This window comes from Sulfobacillus thermotolerans, assembly GCF_039623705.1.
In the GTDB taxonomy this organism is placed as follows: Bacteria; Bacillota; Sulfobacillia; order Sulfobacillales; family Sulfobacillaceae; genus Sulfobacillus; species Sulfobacillus thermotolerans.
The window spans coordinates 1,873,301-1,889,944 of sequence record NZ_CP133983.1; the positions used below are offsets into that span (position 1 = coordinate 1,873,301).

The following is a 16,644-nucleotide window of genomic DNA, read 5'->3' on the forward strand; positions in this document are numbered from 1 at the left end:
GAGAAGGAGGTTATTGCAGCTGGGTCAATGCGTGCCTTTGGGCGTCGAATTGATCTTGTGTGATCCGTCCGTTATTGCGTAGCGCACGTAGGTTTTCCAATTGGTCATGAAATACCGTATTGTAGCGGTCATCAAATTGGTCATCGGTCATCGAAAAAATTCGGATAGCCTCAATGAATGAGGCAATCATGGGAATAAATGTCCAAGAAAAGAGAACATAGAGCACGCCTTGTGCGTGTTTCCTGAGATAAAATTTCTGTAGGCCAAATGCGCCCAAAAATAGGGCTAAAAGCCCGGCGTTGACCTTGTCCCTCATAATGTGCCCTCCTTCGCAGTGGTGGATGCGCTATTTCTTAAAAAGATCTAAGTAACGGCCATATCCGGCTTCTTCGAGCTTTGTGATGGGAATAAAGCGCAGCGCTGCGGAATTAATGCAATAGCGTAGTCCGCCCTTATCCCGTGGGCCATCATCAAAAACATGTCCTAAATGGGAATCTGCTTCTGTACTGCGCACTTCAATCCGGCGCATTCCGTGACTGGTGTCCAGAGTCTCATGGATCACGTCCGGGCTTAATGGTTTTGTAAAACTTGGCCATCCACAATGCGAATCGAACTTGTCCCGAGAAGAGAATAATGGGATCCCGGAGACGACATCAACGTACAGCCCTTCTTCATGGTTATCCCAATATTCATTTTGATACGGAGGTTCTGTTCCGTTTTGTTGGGTTACGAAGAATTGGAGGGGCGTAAGCTTCGGTAAAGCGTCGTCTTTTTTTGACAGTGGAATCACCTCATTGTTGCTTTTGTTTGGGATGTGCCATCTATTAATATTAACGTTGGTACTCTCACCATACACCCATTAGTTGGAGAAGAGCAATGCGGTGGGAGTAAAGTTCAGCCAACCAAAAAACTTTAAAAAAGCTATAGACAAATCCTGTGCCATGGTGTTATTATATCAAAGCTGTCCGCGAGGACAGTGAGCCCCCCGCTTCAGCGGGCGGCGTCGGTCCTTGAAAACTATATCGTCATGAATGCGTCAAGGGAAACAGAAACAGTCAGCAAGACAATGAGTCATGGAGAGTTTGATCCTGGCTCAGGACGAACGCTGGCGGCGTGCGTAATACATGCAAGTCGAGCGGACCTTCGGGTCAGCGGCGGACGGGTGAGGAACACGTGAGTGATCTATCGATGAGTGGGGGATATCGGGCCGAAAGGCGCGGCAATCCCGCATACGTTCCTACGGGAAGAAAGCTGGGCAACTGGCGCTCATCGCGGAGCTCGCGGCCCATTAGCTAGTTGGGGGGGTAACGGCCTCCCAAGGCGACGATGGGTAGCCGGCCTGAGAGGGTGAACGGCCACACTGGGACTGAGACACGGCCCAGACTCCTACGGGAGGCAGCAGTAGGGAATCTTCCACAATGGGCGCAAGCCTGATGGAGCAACGCCGCGTGAGTGAAGACGGCCTTCGGGTTGTAAAGCTCTGTCTGTCGGGACGAAGACCGGGACGGGAGTCCCGGGGAGCCGGTACCGACGAAGGAAGCCCCTGCAAACTACGTGCCAGCAGCCGCGGTAAGACGTAGGGGGCAAGCGTTGTCCGGAATTACTGGGCGTAAAGGGCGTGTAGGCGGTGCGATACGTAGCGGTTTTAAGCCTCCGGCTCACCCGGAGGAGGGCGGCTAAACGGTCGCACTGGAGGGCAGGAGAGGTGCGTGGAATTCCTGGTGGAGCGGTGAAATGCGTAGAGATCAGGAAGAACACCAGTGGCGAAGGCGGCGCACTGGCCTGACCCTGACGCTGAGGCGCGACAGCGTGGGGAGCAAACGGGATTAGATACCCCGTAGTCCACGCCGTAAACGATGGATACTAGGTGTCGTGGGGGTCCACCCTGCGGTGCCGGAGCTAACGCACTAAGTATCCCGCCTGGGGAGTACGGCCGCAAGGTTGAAACTCAAAGGAATTGACGGGGGCCCGCACAAGCAGTGGAGCATGTGGTTTAATTCGACGCAACGCGCAGAACCTTACCAGGACTGGACAGGCACGTGAGCGCCGCGAAAGCGGCGGGCCCTTCGGGGAGCGTGCTCAGGTGCTGCATGGTTGTCGTCAGCTCGTGTCGTGAGATGTTGGGTTAAGTCCCGCAACGAGCGCAACCCTTGTCGTGTGTTGCCAGCGGTCCGGCCGGGCACTCACACGAGACTGCCGGTGACAAACCGGAGGAAGGTGGGGATGACGTCAAATCCGCATGGCCTTGATGTCCTGGGCTACACACGTGCTACAATGGTCCCGACAACGGGCCGCGACCGCGCGAGCGGGAGCGAATCCTTCAAACGGGATCTCAGTTCGGATTGCAGGCTGCAACTCGCCTGCATGAAGCCGGAATTGCTAGTAATCGCCCATCAGCATGGGGCGGTGAATTCGTTCCCGGGCCTTGTACACACCGCCCGTCACACCACGAGAGTTGGCCACACCCGAAGCCGGTCGGCCGAACCCGTGAGGGACGGTCCCGTCGACGGTGGGGCGGATGATTGGGGTGAAGTCGTAACAAGGTAGCCGTATCGGAAGGTGCGGCTGGATCACCTCCTTTCTAGGGAATGCTCCCGACGCACATGACGATATGGTTTCCAAGGACCGACTCGGACCTTGACAACTTTACAGGAGAAAGACAACACCAGCACACGGGGGATGCCTCGGGTGCGGATGGGGCGAAGAAGGTCGTGGCACGCCACGAAAGGCCTCGGGGAGCGGCGTCGCACGCATCGATCCGAGGGTCACCGAATGGGGAAACCCCTAGACCGGCAGGTCTAGACGGCGGGCCACTAGGGCCCGACCGAGTCCAAAGCGGGGAACTGAAACATCTCAGTACCTGTGTCGAGAAAGCGAAAGCGAATCCCTTAGTAGCGGCGAGCGAACGGGGACCAGTCCAAACGACGGCTCCGAGACGGCCTACCTCCGCGGAGTCGTCGGGTTGTGGACAGCGGATGCGGGCCAGTAGGGGGCCCGCCCCGGCGCGGTCGCGGGAGCATGAAGCTGTTGGAATGCAGCGCCCGAGCGGGTGAGAGCCCCGTCGTGCTGCCGCGGCCGGACCGGCCGCTGATCCCGAGTACCACGGTTCTCGTGAAAGACCGTGGGAAGCTGGGCGGCCCACCGCCCAAGACTACCGACCATCCGTCACCGATAGCGCAAAGTACCGTGAGGGAACGGTGAAAAGCCCCCCGGGAGGGGAGTGAAAGAGACCCTGAAACCGTGTGCTGTCAAGCCGTCAGAGTCTCGGCAACGGGATGATGGCGTGCCTATTGAAGAATGAACCGGCGAGTGACCGGCCGCCGCGAGGTTAACGTCCGCAAGGACGGGAGCCGGAGCGCAAGCGAGTCTGAAGAGGGCGACAAGTGGCGGTCGATCGACCCGAAACCGTGTGATCTAGCCGGCGCCAGGCTGCAATCCCCTTAAGCCGGGATGAAGGGCCGCACCCGTGTCCGTTGAAAAGGGCTGGGATGAGCGGCGGCTAGGGGTGAAATGCCAATCGAACACGGAGATAGCTGGTTCTCCCCGAAATCGCTTGAGGGCGAGCCTCCCCGAACAATACCGACGGGGTAGCGCTCTGTGAATGGAAGGGGTCCGTGAAGGATTACTGCCTGTTCGCAAACGACAAAGTCGTCGGTAGGCGGGAGAGAGTCAGACGTTGGGGGATAAGCTCCAAGGTCAAAAGGGCAAGAGCCCAGATCGTCCGCTAAGGTCCCTAAATGTGCGCTGAGTGGCAAAGGTCGTCGCGTGATCGAGACAGCCAGGAGGTTGGCTTAGAAGCAGCTATCCTTGAAAGAGTGCGTAATAGCTCACTGGTCGCAGTCGCGCGGCGCCGAGAATGTCCGGGGCTAAGCGGACTACCGAAGCGGCGAATTGGCCCCCGCACGGGGGCCAGTGGTAGGGGAGCGTCCGCCGGGGGGCGAAGCGGTCGTGGAAACGGCCGTGGACCGCGGCGGAGTGCGAATGCCGGTATGAGTAGCGAAAAGGCCCGTGAGAATCGGGCCCGCCGAAAGCCGCAGGGTTCCGGAGGCAGGATCGTCCGCTCCGGGTTAGTCGGGCCTAAGGCGAGGCCGTTAAGGCGTAGTCGATGGAGACACGGTGGAGATTCCGTGACCAGTCGGACATGGCGAACGAATCAGGACGTCGCGGACGGGGGTCAGCGCCCCGTTGGTCGAGGGCGTCCCGCCAGGGGGACGGAAACGCTAGTACGGAAGTGAGCGCCGTCCGCGACCAAGAAAAGTGATTCGGGAGTGTCCGAGTGTCCGTACCCGAAACCGACACAGGTAGGTGAGGCGAGGAGCCTCAGGCGCGCGAGTGACCTCTCGTTAAGGAACTCGGCAAATTACCCCCGTAACTTCGGGAGAAGGGGGCCCGGCGGCGTCCGCCGCCGGGGGCACTACAGCGGCCCAAGCGACTGTTTACCAAAAACACAGGTCCCTGCGAAGTCGCAAGACGCCGTATAGGGGCTGACGCCTGCCCGGTGCTGGAAGGTTAAGGCGAGGTGTGCAAGCGCCGACCCGAAGCCCCAGTCAACGGCGGCCGTAACTATAACGGTCCTAAGGTAGCGAAATTCCTTGTCGGGTAAGTTCCGACCCGCACGAAAGGCGTAACGACTTGGGCACTGTCTCAACGAGAGACTCGGTGAAATTGCAATCCCTGTGAAGATGCAGGGTTCTTACGACTGGACAGAAAGACCCCGTGGAGCTTTACTGTAGCCTGCCATGGGTCGAGCGCGACGTGTGTACAGGATAGGTGGGAGGCGGAGAAGCCGCCGCGTCAGCGGCGGGGGAGCCATCCTTGGGATACCACCCTCACGGCGTGCACGATCTAACCGCCGTCGTCACCCGACGCGGGACAGTGGCAGGGGGGCAGTTTGACTGGGGCGGTCGCCTCCTAAAGTGTAACGGAGGCGCCCCATGGTTCCCTCAGCACGGTTGGACAGCGTGCAGGGCGTGCAAAGGCACAAGGGAGCTTGACTGCGAGCGCGACAGTGCGAGCAGGGCCGAAAGGCGGGCTTAGTGATCCGGTGGCACCGTGTGGCAGGGCCATCGCGTAACGGATAAAAGCTACCCCGGGGATAACAGGCTGATCTTCCCCAAGAGTCCATATCGACGGGAAGGTTTGGCACCTCGATGTCGGCTCATCGCATCCTGGGGCTGAAGTCGGTCCCAAGGGTTTGGCTGTTCGCCAATTAAAGCGGTACGTGAGCTGGGTTCAGAACGTCGTGAGACAGTTCGGTCCCTCTCCGTCGTAAGCGGAGGATATTTGCGGGGCGCGACTCCTAGTACGAGAGGACCGGAGTGGACGAACCGCTGGTGTGCCCAGTTGTGTTGCCAAACGCAGCGCTGGGAAGCTATGTTCGGATCGGAGAAGCGCTGACCGCATCTAAGCGCGAAACCGGCCCCAAGATGAGATATCCAGGGGGCTCGTCAGAGCCCCGAGAGACCCCCACCAGAACAGTGGGTCGATAGGTGGTCCGTGGACACCCGGCAACGGGCGGAGCGAGGCCATACTAATCGGTCAAGTCCTTTCTCCTGTGAAGTTGTTAGGGCCCGAGATGGTCCGACGCCTTTGTCGGTGCCTCAGAGGAAGTGTGTTGACCCGTTCCCATGCCGCACACGGTCGTCCCCCACTGCCTCGCTGGTGGTACTGGATCCGCAGGGATCTGGGAGGCCCAGTCGTGCCGACAATATTTTTAAGAGGTCCCTTTCTATAATATGAAAGGGACCTCTTTATTTATCATTTCGATCGTGGAGGGATATTGCTATAGAGGACAAAAACTCATTCGAGGAGTTTGTCCCTTAGGGATTTTTTAGGAGAAACGGCATACAATACCAGAAAACTTTACCCTAGATCACAGATGACGCGGGCGCTTGTCTGCCACTTCGGATGATCATACACTGATATTCAGGGCCAATTCTATTCATGATAGATTCATGATACATGGGGACAATCATTGTAGGTAGGAAAACGGGGGAATCATTCTAATGGACCAACAGCTGCGCATAACCGAATTCGGTTGGGTAATTGGCCCTGCGGTCAGGGGGATTCGTATGGATTCCCGCATGGTGGAGCCAGGCGATATTTTTGTTGCCGTCCCGGGGGCTTCCCAGGACGGCCATCAGTTCATTGCGCAAGCCGTGGCCCGTGGAGCTGTCGCGGTCGTAGGGGAAAAACATCTGGTGGACGTAACAGTTCCCTATATTCAGGTGAAATCAAGCCGCCAGGCGGCCGCTGATCTAGCGACGCAGTTTTATGGGCATCCTTCACAGCACCTTAAAGCCGTGGCCGTGACAGGGACCAATGGAAAGACCTCCGTCGTTTACTGGCTTAGCGCTTTGCTCAATGCTGCGGGCATTCGTACCGGGCTCATTTCTAGTGTCATTAATGATGTCGTTTGCAGTCAGGAGCCAGCCGCGTTAACGACGCCCGAAAGTCCAGATCTTCAGGCATATCTTGCTAAGATTGTCGAGTGTGGTGGAGATGCGGCAGTGGTTGAAGTCTCTTCCCATGGGATTGTGCAGCAGCGGGTACGCGGCACGCAATTTCAGATTGCCATCTTAACCAATATTACTCGGGAGCATTTAGATTTTCATGGCACCATGGAACGTTATGTAGATGCTAAAGCCACGCTTTTTCGGATGCTGCCTGAAGATAGCTTGGGAGCGGTCTTGAACGCCGATGATGAGCATTTTTCAACCATTGCTGCACAAAGCAAAGCTGCCGTCACGAGCTACGGTATTGCACGTGGAGCCCTACGTGCTCGAATTGTGGAAGAGTCGCCGTGGTACACCGAAATCGAATTGCAGGGATTAGGTGTAGCATTTCAGACACGCCTGAATCATTGGCATTATCTACGATTTGGGGTGGCCTTCGCCTTGATGAAGCAATATGACCGAGCGTATGCAGCCGTGAAACCCGCATTGTCCCTTAAAAGGTTTTGGTATACAATGCCTGCGGCAACTCGGTATTTGGTGCCTTTTTTGTGGACAAGATATCGACGCAGGCGTCCGTCTTAGCGCTTTGGATGACTTTTTAGCGAGATTTAAAAAAGGGCTTGCATTGGCGCGAGTCCGGTGTTATTATATCAAAGCTGTCCGCGAGGACAGTGAGCCCCCCGCTTCAGCGGGCGGCGTCGGTCCTTGAAAACTATATCGTCATGAATGCGTCAAGGGAAACAGAAACAGTCAGCAAGACAATGAGTCATGGAGAGTTTGATCCTGGCTCAGGACGAACGCTGGCGGCGTGCGTAATACATGCAAGTCGAGCGGACCTTCGGGTCAGCGGCGGACGGGTGAGGAACACGTGAGTGATCTATCGATGAGTGGGGGATATCGGGCCGAAAGGCGCGGCAATCCCGCATACGTTCCTACGGGAAGAAAGCTGGGCAACTGGCGCTCATTGCGGAGCTCGCGGCCCATTAGCTAGTTGGGGGGGTAACGGCCTCCCAAGGCGACGATGGGTAGTCGGCCTGAGAGGGTGAACGGCCACACTGGGACTGAGACACGGCCCAGACTCCTACGGGAGGCAGCAGTAGGGAATCTTCCACAATGGGCGCAAGCCTGATGGAGCAACGCCGCGTGAGTGAAGACGGCCTTCGGGTTGTAAAGCTCTGTCTGTCGGGACGAAGACCGGGACGGGAGTCCCGGGGAGCCGGTACCGACGAAGGAAGCCCCTGCAAACTACGTGCCAGCAGCCGCGGTAAGACGTAGGGGGCAAGCGTTGTCCGGAATTACTGGGCGTAAAGGGCGTGTAGGCGGTGCGATACGTAGCGGTTTTAAGCCTCCGGCTCACCCGGAGGAGGGCGGCTAAACGGTCGCACTGGAGGGCAGGAGAGGTGCGTGGAATTCCTGGTGGAGCGGTGAAATGCGTAGAGATCAGGAAGAACACCAGTGGCGAAGGCGGCGCACTGGCCTGACCCTGACGCTGAGGCGCGACAGCGTGGGGAGCAAACGGGATTAGATACCCCGGTAGTCCACGCCGTAAACGATGGATACTAGGTGTCGTGGGGGTCCACCCTGCGGTGCCGGAGCTAACGCACTAAGTATCCCGCCTGGGGAGTACGGCCGCAAGGTTGAAACTCAAAGGAATTGACGGGGGCCGCACAAGCAGTGGAGCATGTGGTTTAATTCGACGCAACGCGCAGAACCTTACCAGGACTGGACAGGCACGTGAGCGCCGCGAAAGCGGCGGGCCCTTCGGGGAGCGTGCTCAGGTGCTGCATGGTTGTCGTCAGCTCGTGTCGTGAGATGTTGGGTTAAGTCCCGCAACGAGCGCAACCCTTGTCGTGTGTTGCCAGCGGTCCGGCCGGGCACTCACACGAGACTGCCGGTGACAAACCGGAGGAAGGTGGGGATGACGTCAAATCCGCATGGCCTTGATGTCCTGGGCTACACACGTGCTACAATGGTCCCGACAACGGGCCGCGACCGCGCGAGCGGGAGCGAATCCTTCAAACGGGATCTCAGTTCGGATTGCAGGCTGCAACTCGCCTGCATGAAGCCGGAATTGCTAGTAATCGCCCATCAGCATGGGGCGGTGAATTCGTTCCCGGGCCTTGTACACACCGCCCGTCACACCACGAGAGTTGGCCACACCCGAAGCCGGTCGGCCGAACCCGTCAGGGACGGTCCCGTCGACGGTGGGGCGGATGATTGGGGTGAAGTCGTAACAAGGTAGCCGTATCGGAAGGTGCGGCTGGATCACCTCCTTTCTAGGGAATGCTCCCGACGCACATGACGATATGGTTTCCAAGGACCGACTCGGACCTTGACAACTTTACAGGAGAAAGACAACACCAGCACACGGGGGATGCCTCGGGTGCGGATGGGGCGAAGAAGGTCGTGGCACGCCACGAAAGGCCTCGGGGAGCGGCGTCGCACGCATCGATCCGAGGGTCACCGAATGGGGAAACCCCTAGACCGGCAGGTCTAGACGGCGGGCCACTAGGGCCCGACCGAGTCCAAAGCGGGGAACTGAAACATCTCAGTACCTGTGTCGAGAAAGCGAAAGCGAATCCCTTAGTAGCGGCGAGCGAACGGGGACCAGTCCAAACGACGGCTCCGAGACGGCCTACCTCCGCGGAGTCGTCGGGTTGTGGACAGCGGATGCGGGCCAGTAGGGGGCCCGCGCCGGCGCGGTCGCGGGAGCATGAAGCTGTTGGAATGCAGCGCCCGAGCGGGTGAGAGCCCCGTCGTGCTGCCGCGGCCGGACCGGCCGCTGATCCCGAGTACCACGGTTCTCGTGAAAGACCGTGGGAAGCTGGGCGGCCCACCGCCCAAGACTACCGACCATCCGTCACCGATAGCGCAGAGTACCGTGAGGGAACGGTGAAAAGCCCCCCGGGAGGGGAGTGAAAGAGACCCTGAAACCGTGTGCTGTCAAGCCGTCAGAGTCTCGGCAACGGGATGATGGCGTGCCTATTGAAGAATGAACCGGCGAGTGACCGGCCGCCGCGAGGTTAACGTCCGCAAGGACGGGAGCCGGAGCGCAAGCGAGTCTGAAGAGGGCGACAAGTGGCGGTCGATCGACCCGAAACCGTGTGATCTAGCCGGCGCCAGGCTGCAATCCCCTTAAGCCGGGATGAAGGGCCGCACCCGTGTCCGTTGAAAAGGGCTGGGATGAGCGGCGGCTAGGGGTGAAATGCCAATCGAACACGGAGATAGCTGGTTCTCCCCGAAATCGCTTGAGGGCGAGCCTCCCCGAACAATACCGACGGGGTAGCGCTCTGTGAATGGAAGGGGTCCGTGAAGGATTACTGCCTGTTCGCAAACGACAAAGTCGTCGGTAGGCGGGAGAGAGTCAGACGTTGGGGGATAAGCTCCAAGGTCAAAAGGGCAAGAGCCCAGATCGTCCGCTAAGGTCCCTAAATGTGCGCTGAGTGGCAAAGGTCGTCGCGTGATCGAGACAGCCAGGAGGTTGGCTTAGAAGCAGCTATCCTTGAAAGAGTGCGTAATAGCTCACTGGTCGCAGTCGCGCGGCGCCGAGAATGTCCGGGGCTAAGCGGACTACCGAAGCGGCGAATTGGCCCCCGCACGGGGGCCAGTGGTAGGGGAGCGTCCGCCGGGGGGCGAAGCGGTCGTGGAAACGGCCGTGGACCGCGGCGGAGTGCGAATGCCGGTATGAGTAGCGAAAAGGCCCGTGAGAATCGGGCCCGCCGAAAGCGCAGGGTTCCGGAGGCAGGATCGTCCGCTCCGGGTTAGTCGGGCCTAAGGCGAGGCCGTTAAGGCGTAGTCGATGGAGACACGGTGGAGATTCCGTGACCAGTCGGACATGGCGAACGAATCAGGACGTCGCGGACGGGGGTCAGCGCCCCCGTTGGTCGAGGGCGTCCCGCCAGGGGGACGGAAACGAGTACGGAAGTGAGCGCCGTCCGCGACCAAGAAAAGTGATTCGGGAGTGTCCGAGTGTCCGTACCCGAAACCGACACAGGTAGGTGAGGCGAGGAGCCTCAGGCGCGCGAGTGACCTCTCGTTAAGGAACTCGGCAAATTACCCCCGTAACTTCGGGAGAAGGGGGCCCGGCGGCGTCCGCCGCCGGGGGCACTACAGCGGCCCAAGCGACTGTTTACCAAAAACACAGGTCCCTGCGAAGTCGCAAGACGCCGTATAGGGGCTGACGCCTGCCCGGTGCTGGAAGGTTAAGGCGAGGTGTGCAAGCACCGACCCGAAGCCCCAGTCAACGGCGGCCGTAACTATAACGGTCCTAAGGTAGCGAAATTCCTTGTCGGGTAAGTTCCGACCCGCACGAAAGGCGTAACGACTTGGGCACTGTCTCAACGAGAGACTCGGTGAAATTGCAATCCCTGTGAAGATGCAGGGTTCTTACGACTGGACAGAAAGACCCCGTGGAGCTTTACTGTAGCCTGCCATGGGTCGAGCGCGACGTGTGTACAGGATAGGTGGGAGGCGGAGAAGCCGCCGCGTCAGCGGCGGGGGAGCCATCCTTGGGATACCACCCTCACGGCGTGCACGATCTAACCGCCGTCGTCACCCGACGCGGGACAGTGGCAGGGGGGCAGTTTGACTGGGGCGGTCGCCTCCTAAAGTGTAACGGAGGCGCCCCATGGTTCCCTCAGCACGGTTGGACAGCGTGCAGGGCGTGCAAAGGCACAAGGGAGCTTGACTGCGAGCGCGACAGTGCGAGCAGGGCCGAAAGGCGGGCTTAGTGATCCGGTGGCACCGTGTGGCAGGGCCATCGCGCAACGGATAAAAGCTACCCCGGGGATAACAGGCTGATCTTCCCCAAGAGTCCATATCGACGGGAAGGTTTGGCACCTCGATGTCGGCTCATCGCATCCTGGGGCTGAAGTCGGTCCCAAGGGTTTGGCTGTTCGCCAATTAAAGCGGTACGTGAGCTGGGTTCAGAACGTCGTGAGACAGTTCGGTCCCTCTCCGTCGTAAGCGGAGGATATTTGCGGGGCGCGACTCCTAGTACGAGAGGACCGGAGTGGACGAACCGCTGGTGTGCCCAGTTGTGTTGCCAAACGCAGCGCTGGGAAGCTATGTTCGGATCGGAGAAGCGCTGACCGCATCTAAGCGCGAAACCGGCCCCAAGATGAGATATCCAGGGGGCTCGTCAGAGCCCCGAGAGACCCCCACCAGAACAGTGGGTCGATAGGTGGTCCGTGGACACCCGGCAACGGGCGGAGCGAGGCCATACTAATCGGTCAAGTCCTTTCTCCTGTGAAGTTGTTAGGGCCCGAGATGGTCCGACGTCTTTGTCGGTGCCTCAGAGGAAGTGTGTTGACCCGTTCCCATGCCGCACACGGTCGTCCCCCACTGCCTCGCTGGTGGTACTGGATCCGCAGGGATCTGGGAGGCCCAGTCGTGCCGACAATTTTTTTTACTAAATCCCTCTTTTCTTTGAAAAAGAGGGATTTTTCTTTGGGCCGACTCCGTTGGCTGTAGACGGAGGCTTTGCTCATCCCTATGTTACAATGCTATCGACAGGGAAGGGGAAGGCAACATGGCCAAAGTGAGCTTTTGGGGTGGTGTGGGAACAACAGGGTCGAGTAAAGTGATGGTCGAAGAAGACGGGTGGCGGGTTCTTTGTGATTTAGGCTGGGATCGTCCACGCTCTGATTTGTATCATCACCCTGTCGATCCCAGACCAGGCCGTGAATTAGCTGACCGTTTGAGGGCGGGCGATGCGCCGTGGATTCCGCATTTATTTCGTGAGGAGGCGGTTCAGGGAACGGGACTGGCCGGCGGCAGTGATGGGCGCACGGTTCTCTTTATTACGCATGCTCACGTCGATCACATTGGCCTGATAGGCTGGGTGGATCCCGTCGTTCCGATTTATGCGGCCAAGGAAACGATTGCGATTCGCGACGCGTTAAATGCCGTTGGGCGCGCCGCGCAAGCGGATCCGACATTTGAATTAATCTTTGCGGAAAAAGTGATGTTGGAAGGCGAACGGCCTTACATGCTTCCCATGGAAGCGGGACGGCCACTGTCTTTTGGCCCTTTCACGGTGACGCGTTACCCCGTTGATCATGATGTCCCAGGGGCTTCAGGATACATCGTAGAAAGCCGTGGAAGGCGGGTGGCCTTTACAGGGGATATTCGCTTGCATGGTCGTCATACCGAGTGGGTTAAAGAATTCTGTCACCAAGCCCGTGGCGCCGAGGTCTTGGCCATTGAAGGGACCACACTGGGAGCGAAATCAGCCGAAACAGAAGACCCTGTGACAGAGGCACACGTCGACCACGTCTTTGGCCAGATTTTGCACAACACGCGCGGATTGGCGTTAATGACTCTTAGACCCCGAAATATCGAGAGAATTGAAGCATTTGACCGCATTGCACGGTCTTATGATCGCACCATCTTATGGTCCAAGGAATTTGCGGTGTTTCTTAAGGCCTATGGCATCGATGCCCACATGGTGACTTATTCGGCTGGCCAATTGGAAAACATCAAGGCGTCACCCAATCGGTACATTCTTCAAATGTGGCCCAAAGATATTCCTTGGATGATGGATTTGTCATTAGGGCCAGACAGTGTCTTTATTCATGCCGACGGGGAGCCCCGCCTTTCGTCTCCTGCCGGCCGCTCGTTACAGCGTTGGTTGGCCCAGTACCATGTCCCTTTACGGACGATTGGTTCACGTGGACATGGCAGTCCTAAAGCCATCCATCAGATTGTGGAATGGATCAAGCCCCAGGTGGTCTATCCGATTCACACTCATGCTCCGGAGTTGTTGGAGCCTAGCCCCCCGACGATTCGGATCGTGCCCGAATATGGTCGACGCTATGACGTGTAAACAGCCCGGCAGCGGTAGGTGGCTGCCGGGCTGTTATTGAGAGATACTTAATGCGTGATCTCGAAGGCATTGATGACGACGACGACCACCATGAAGAGGACATAAACCCGAAGTCCCCAAATGATAACCTTCAGAGTGGGGGACAACGGCAGGCGGCCCAGTTTCTCCACTTTCTCACGCGCGGATTCGTGATCCGCGAGCAATTCTTCGAGCGATAGGTCAGGCACTTGTTGGGTGTCAAGCGTAAGGGAATTCATCGATAAGACCTCCTTAATTTGGTATTGGCAGGCGGGCGTTGGATAGTCCAGAGTGTTCAAAACAGACGGGGAAAGATAACGGAGATGGCATAAATGATGCCAGCTGTCGTGACAAAGATGCCAACGGTGAGTCCCATGGCATTGAGCCACCATGTGCTCCGGTGGGGGCCCATGATTTCGCGGTCATTGGCGAGAATGAGAAGAAAACCAATGGCCGGCGGCATCGTTAGCACAGCAATGACATTGACCATGATAACGACCATTTCCAAGGGGAAGCCAGGCAACAAAACTAAAGCGCCGGCGACGGCTGCGATGCCAATGAGGATGAGATAAAACCCTTTGGCCTCGCGAAAGGACCGGTTAAGGCTGTGAGCCGTGCGAGTCACTTCGCCAAAGGCATAGGCGGAAGATGTGGAAATTACCGTAGCGGCTACCAGTCCTGCTTCCAACACGCCGAGGGCAAATAATGCTCCTCCAATGCGGCCAACATAGGGGACAAGCGCTTGGGCAAATTGTGCAGTGCCAAACTGGCTTGCATTCATGTGATGTACATAGAGGGGCGCTGTGGCTATGATGCAGCCCAGCGCCGCAATAGCCGCAAGGGCAGCTCCTAAGGTGGTATCGATGCGGCCGTGGCGTATGTCCCGTACGGTGAGGCCTTTGTCGCTGACGGCGCCGGGCGGTCTCTACCTGGCGCCGGTCGGCAGCACGGTGCAAGTGCTCTTGCGTTAATGGGGTCTTTGGGGGAGTCTGGGGGGTCATGCGTGCATCACCTCAAGTTTCTTAGTAGTAGTTTTCTTTGTTAGCCTCAGGCAATAACACACTATGGTGGGACAAAAGCAGAGGTGAAAGTGATTCCTGATTTTCTTGATCTGTGCAGTGTTGGCAAAAATTTGGGGTATGGTATTATGTGGGTGCATCCTCCATGGCTTGACAGAAGTGGTATACTACAAATGAAAAACAACAAAAGTCAAAGTCAGCAAAGAGGGGAGCGTCATGGCGAGTCTTAGCGATGAAATAGAAGAATACTTAAGACGCTTGCTATCGCAATCTGAAGCGGGTGTGATTGAGATTCAGCGTGCCGATATCGCCGAACGTTTCGACTGCGTTCCGTCCCAGATTACCTACGTGCTGATGACGCGTTTTACACCAGAGCGTGGATATTTGGTGGAAGGACGCCGTGGAGGCGGGGGCGGCATCAAGGTGTTGCAGCTCATTGAAGGTTTTGAAGATGTGATGCTTGCAGTCCAAGGCTTAGAAAGCATTGATCAAAATCGTGCGGTGAGTGTGGTGGAAAGGCTTTACGAAAGCGGGCATATTACCGAACGGGAACGCGCTATGTTGCTTGCGGTGGTGCGTCGCGACGTCTTGGGAGTAGGATTGCCAGAACGTGATCGCTTACGGGCTAGGTTATTGCAGGCAATGCTGACAACTCTCTTGCGGCCTAAAGGGGCGACTTAACGATGGAAAATACTCATGAAGCGCGTGGTGATCGCGCGCAGCTGTGTCAGCGCTGTGAAACACGGCCAGCCTCTGTGCATATGACGACGGTGGTTAATGGCGAAAAGTTTGACCGGTATTTGTGCGAAGAGTGCGCGCGACAAGAAGGGGCCTATCATTTTATGCTAGCACCCCAATTTACGATTCAACATGTATTAGGGGGATTAATTGGCCTAAATCCCTCGGGACAGCGGGCTGCACCTATTCCCGACAAACAATGTCCCACGTGTGGCTATTCCTATCAACAATTTGCGGAGACCGGACGGCTAGGATGTGACCGCTGCTATCAAGCTTTTGGGAACGAGTTAGAGCCGTTGGTCAAACGGTTGCATGGAAGTGTGGAGCATCACGGCAAAGTGCCGCGCCGAAGTGGGCAAGATATTTTGCATCAACGCACGCTTGAGGATTTACGCGCGAAAATGCGAGAAGCCATTGCGCAAGAAGCATTTGAGGATGCAGCACGGTTTCGTGATCAAATTCGCACGCTTGAAGAACAGCATGTCGAGTCACAAGGGAGCCAAGACCATGGAACCGTTTAGTGCGTGGATGCAGGCCCAAGGACCCGATGCGGACATTGTCTTATCCAGTCGCATTCGGTTGGCGCGGAATCTGAAGGATACGCGCTTCCCCAATCATATGACCGCTGATGGTGCGCAGACAATGTTGGCCCGGGTGGAACAAGCTATTTTAGGCGTGCAAGGGGGATGGGCGCTACATTTTCAAAAACTTGCAGACTTATCACCGGTCAACCGCCAGGTCTTGATGGAAAAGCACCTCATGAGCCCGGCCATGATGGAAGATCCCATTGCGTTTCGAGCCGTTGCCATCGACGAGCGAGAAAGCATTAGTATTATGGTGAATGAGGAAGACCATCTTCGCTTGCAAGTGCTGTTGTCCGGCTTGCAGCTCTCAGAGGCATGGTCAGTGGCTGACCGGTTGGACGATACGCTGGAAGCTACGCTAGACTATGCGTTTGACGCCCGTCTGGGATATTTAACGGCTTGTCCAACCAATATTGGGACGGCCATGAGGGCTTCTGTTATGGTGCATCTGCCCGCCTTAGTTTTGACACGCCAGGCGTCTCAAGTCTTTACCACCTTAGCTCAAATTGGGATGGTTGTTAGGGGACTATATGGTGAGGGCTCGGATGCGGTCGGCAATATTTTTCAGATTTCCAACCAAGTGTCCCTCGGGCTGAGTGAGGAAGAATTCATTCATAATCTCGCAACGGTGACCCAGCAAATTGTCGGGCGCGAGCGCCATGCCAGGGAATATCTACAACATAACGCGGAGTTGATGCTTGCCGATCGTGTGGAGAGGGCATGGGGTCTTATGAGTCACGCCCGCATTATGACGTCAGAAGAGGCATTACGTCTGCTTTCGGAAGTGAAACTGGGCCAAGATTTGAAGTTATTACCGGCAACGAAAAGTACGTTCGCGCAACTCACACTCGTCACGCGTCCGGGATTTTTGCAATCGCAGAGCGGCCGGGAATTAAGTGCAAGCGAACGGGATCAAATGCGGGCAACCCTGTTACGCAAACGGCTGCAAGATGAGGCCCAGTCAGCCTAAAGGAATAGGTGTCAGGGGATGCTTTAGAAGGGAA

Annotated in this window: 10 protein-coding genes and 6 rRNA genes; 12 read left to right on the plus strand and 4 right to left on the minus strand. The window is 57.3% G+C overall.

Translation table 11 applies throughout. The features are described 5' to 3' along the window. Window positions 1-10: 10 nt before the first annotated feature. Together ORD20_RS09590 and msrB are read right to left on the minus strand one after the other, a co-directional pair. Window positions 11-316, minus strand: coding sequence for an NINE protein (locus ORD20_RS09590; protein ID WP_103373775.1), 306 nt, complete (start codon window positions 314-316; stop codon window positions 11-13). Window positions 317-346: 30 nt separating this feature from the next. Next, entirely contained in the window at window positions 347-781 is a 435-nt protein-coding gene (gene msrB / locus ORD20_RS09595; RefSeq protein ID WP_242968140.1) for a peptide-methionine (R)-S-oxide reductase MsrB, read from the minus strand. A 289-nt stretch (window positions 782-1,070) separates the two neighbouring features. Between msrB and ORD20_RS09600 the strand changes: the two genes are divergently transcribed. From ORD20_RS09600 to ORD20_RS09635, 8 genes are all read left to right on the plus strand, one after another. Beyond that, a 16S ribosomal RNA gene (locus tag ORD20_RS09600) occupies window positions 1,071-2,581 on the plus strand. A 71-nt stretch (window positions 2,582-2,652) separates the two neighbouring features. Next, window positions 2,653-5,554: ribosomal RNA gene (locus ORD20_RS09605) — 23S ribosomal RNA — on the plus strand. Window positions 5,555-5,590: 36 nt separating this feature from the next. Then, window positions 5,591-5,708, plus strand: a 5S ribosomal RNA gene (rrf, locus tag ORD20_RS09610). A gap of 297 nt (window positions 5,709-6,005) precedes the next feature. After that, complete coding sequence (locus ORD20_RS09615; RefSeq protein ID WP_430626131.1) at window positions 6,006-7,037, plus strand: Mur ligase family protein; 1,032 nt, start codon at window positions 6,006-6,008, stop codon at window positions 7,035-7,037. Window positions 7,038-7,220: 183 nt separating this feature from the next. Further along, a 16S ribosomal RNA gene (locus tag ORD20_RS09620) occupies window positions 7,221-8,731 on the plus strand. Window positions 8,732-8,802: 71 nt separating this feature from the next. Continuing rightward, window positions 8,803-11,702 (plus strand): 23S ribosomal RNA (locus tag ORD20_RS09625). 36 nt (window positions 11,703-11,738) lie between these two features. Beyond that, a 5S ribosomal RNA gene (gene rrf, locus ORD20_RS09630) occupies window positions 11,739-11,856 on the plus strand. Together the 16S, 23S and 5S rRNA genes form the textbook arrangement of a ribosomal RNA operon. A 129-nt stretch (window positions 11,857-11,985) precedes the next feature. Continuing rightward, window positions 11,986-13,281: an MBL fold metallo-hydrolase gene (locus tag ORD20_RS09635; protein WP_103375052.1), complete on the plus strand. Its 1,296-nt coding sequence runs from the start codon at window positions 11,986-11,988 to the stop codon at window positions 13,279-13,281. Window positions 13,282-13,328: 47 nt separating this feature from the next. Here the strand turns inward: ORD20_RS09635 and ORD20_RS09640 are convergent, their stop codons facing one another. Together ORD20_RS09640 and ORD20_RS09645 are read right to left on the minus strand one after the other, a co-directional pair. Continuing rightward, the gene (locus tag ORD20_RS09640; RefSeq protein ID WP_103375051.1) at window positions 13,329-13,538 is read right to left on the minus strand and encodes a hypothetical protein; all 210 of its coding nucleotides are present in this window, start codon (window positions 13,536-13,538) and stop codon (window positions 13,329-13,331) included. 56 nt (window positions 13,539-13,594) lie between these two features. Beyond that, complete coding sequence (locus ORD20_RS09645) at window positions 13,595-14,179, minus strand: divalent metal cation transporter (protein WP_430626705.1); 585 nt, start codon at window positions 14,177-14,179, stop codon at window positions 13,595-13,597. Between ORD20_RS09645 and ORD20_RS09650 the strand changes: the two genes are divergently transcribed. The 4 genes from ORD20_RS09650 (at window position 14,109) to ORD20_RS09665 (ending at window position 16,610) form a co-directional block, all read left to right on the plus strand. Next, window positions 14,109-14,270, plus strand: coding sequence for a hypothetical protein (locus ORD20_RS09650; RefSeq protein ID WP_430626132.1), 162 nt, complete (start codon window positions 14,109-14,111; stop codon window positions 14,268-14,270). The genes ORD20_RS09645 and ORD20_RS09650 overlap by 71 nt on opposite strands. A gap of 264 nt (window positions 14,271-14,534) precedes the next feature. Then, window positions 14,535-14,999: a CtsR family transcriptional regulator gene (locus ORD20_RS09655; protein ID WP_103375049.1), complete on the plus strand. Its 465-nt coding sequence runs from the start codon at window positions 14,535-14,537 to the stop codon at window positions 14,997-14,999. A gap of 2 nt (window positions 15,000-15,001) precedes the next feature. Continuing rightward, window positions 15,002-15,577, plus strand: a complete 576-nt coding sequence (locus ORD20_RS09660; RefSeq protein ID WP_103375048.1) for a UvrB/UvrC motif-containing protein — start codon at window positions 15,002-15,004, stop codon at window positions 15,575-15,577. Further along, window positions 15,564-16,610, plus strand: a complete 1,047-nt coding sequence (locus tag ORD20_RS09665) for a protein arginine kinase (RefSeq protein ID WP_103375047.1) — start codon at window positions 15,564-15,566, stop codon at window positions 16,608-16,610. Before ORD20_RS09660 ends, ORD20_RS09665 begins: the two co-directional genes overlap by 14 nt. The last annotated feature ends 34 nt before the right edge of the window (window positions 16,611-16,644 follow it).

Coding starts and splice junctions, on each gene's coding strand:
- ORD20_RS09665 (WP_103375047.1), top strand. CDS start 15,564: ATGGAACCGTTTAGTGCGTGGATGCAGGCCCAAGGACCCGATGCGGAC.
- ORD20_RS09640 (WP_103375051.1), bottom strand. CDS start 13,538: ATGAATTCCCTTACGCTTGACACCCAACAAGTGCCTGACCTATCGCTC.
- ORD20_RS09635 (WP_103375052.1), top strand. CDS start 11,986: ATGGCCAAAGTGAGCTTTTGGGGTGGTGTGGGAACAACAGGGTCGAGT.
- ORD20_RS09650 (WP_430626132.1), top strand. CDS start 14,109: ATGATGCAGCCCAGCGCCGCAATAGCCGCAAGGGCAGCTCCTAAGGTG.
- ORD20_RS09655 (WP_103375049.1), top strand. CDS start 14,535: ATGGCGAGTCTTAGCGATGAAATAGAAGAATACTTAAGACGCTTGCTA.
- ORD20_RS09615 (WP_430626131.1), top strand. CDS start 6,006: ATGGACCAACAGCTGCGCATAACCGAATTCGGTTGGGTAATTGGCCCT.
- ORD20_RS09660 (WP_103375048.1), top strand. CDS start 15,002: ATGGAAAATACTCATGAAGCGCGTGGTGATCGCGCGCAGCTGTGTCAG.
- ORD20_RS09590 (WP_103373775.1), bottom strand. CDS start 316: ATGAGGGACAAGGTCAACGCCGGGCTTTTAGCCCTATTTTTGGGCGCA.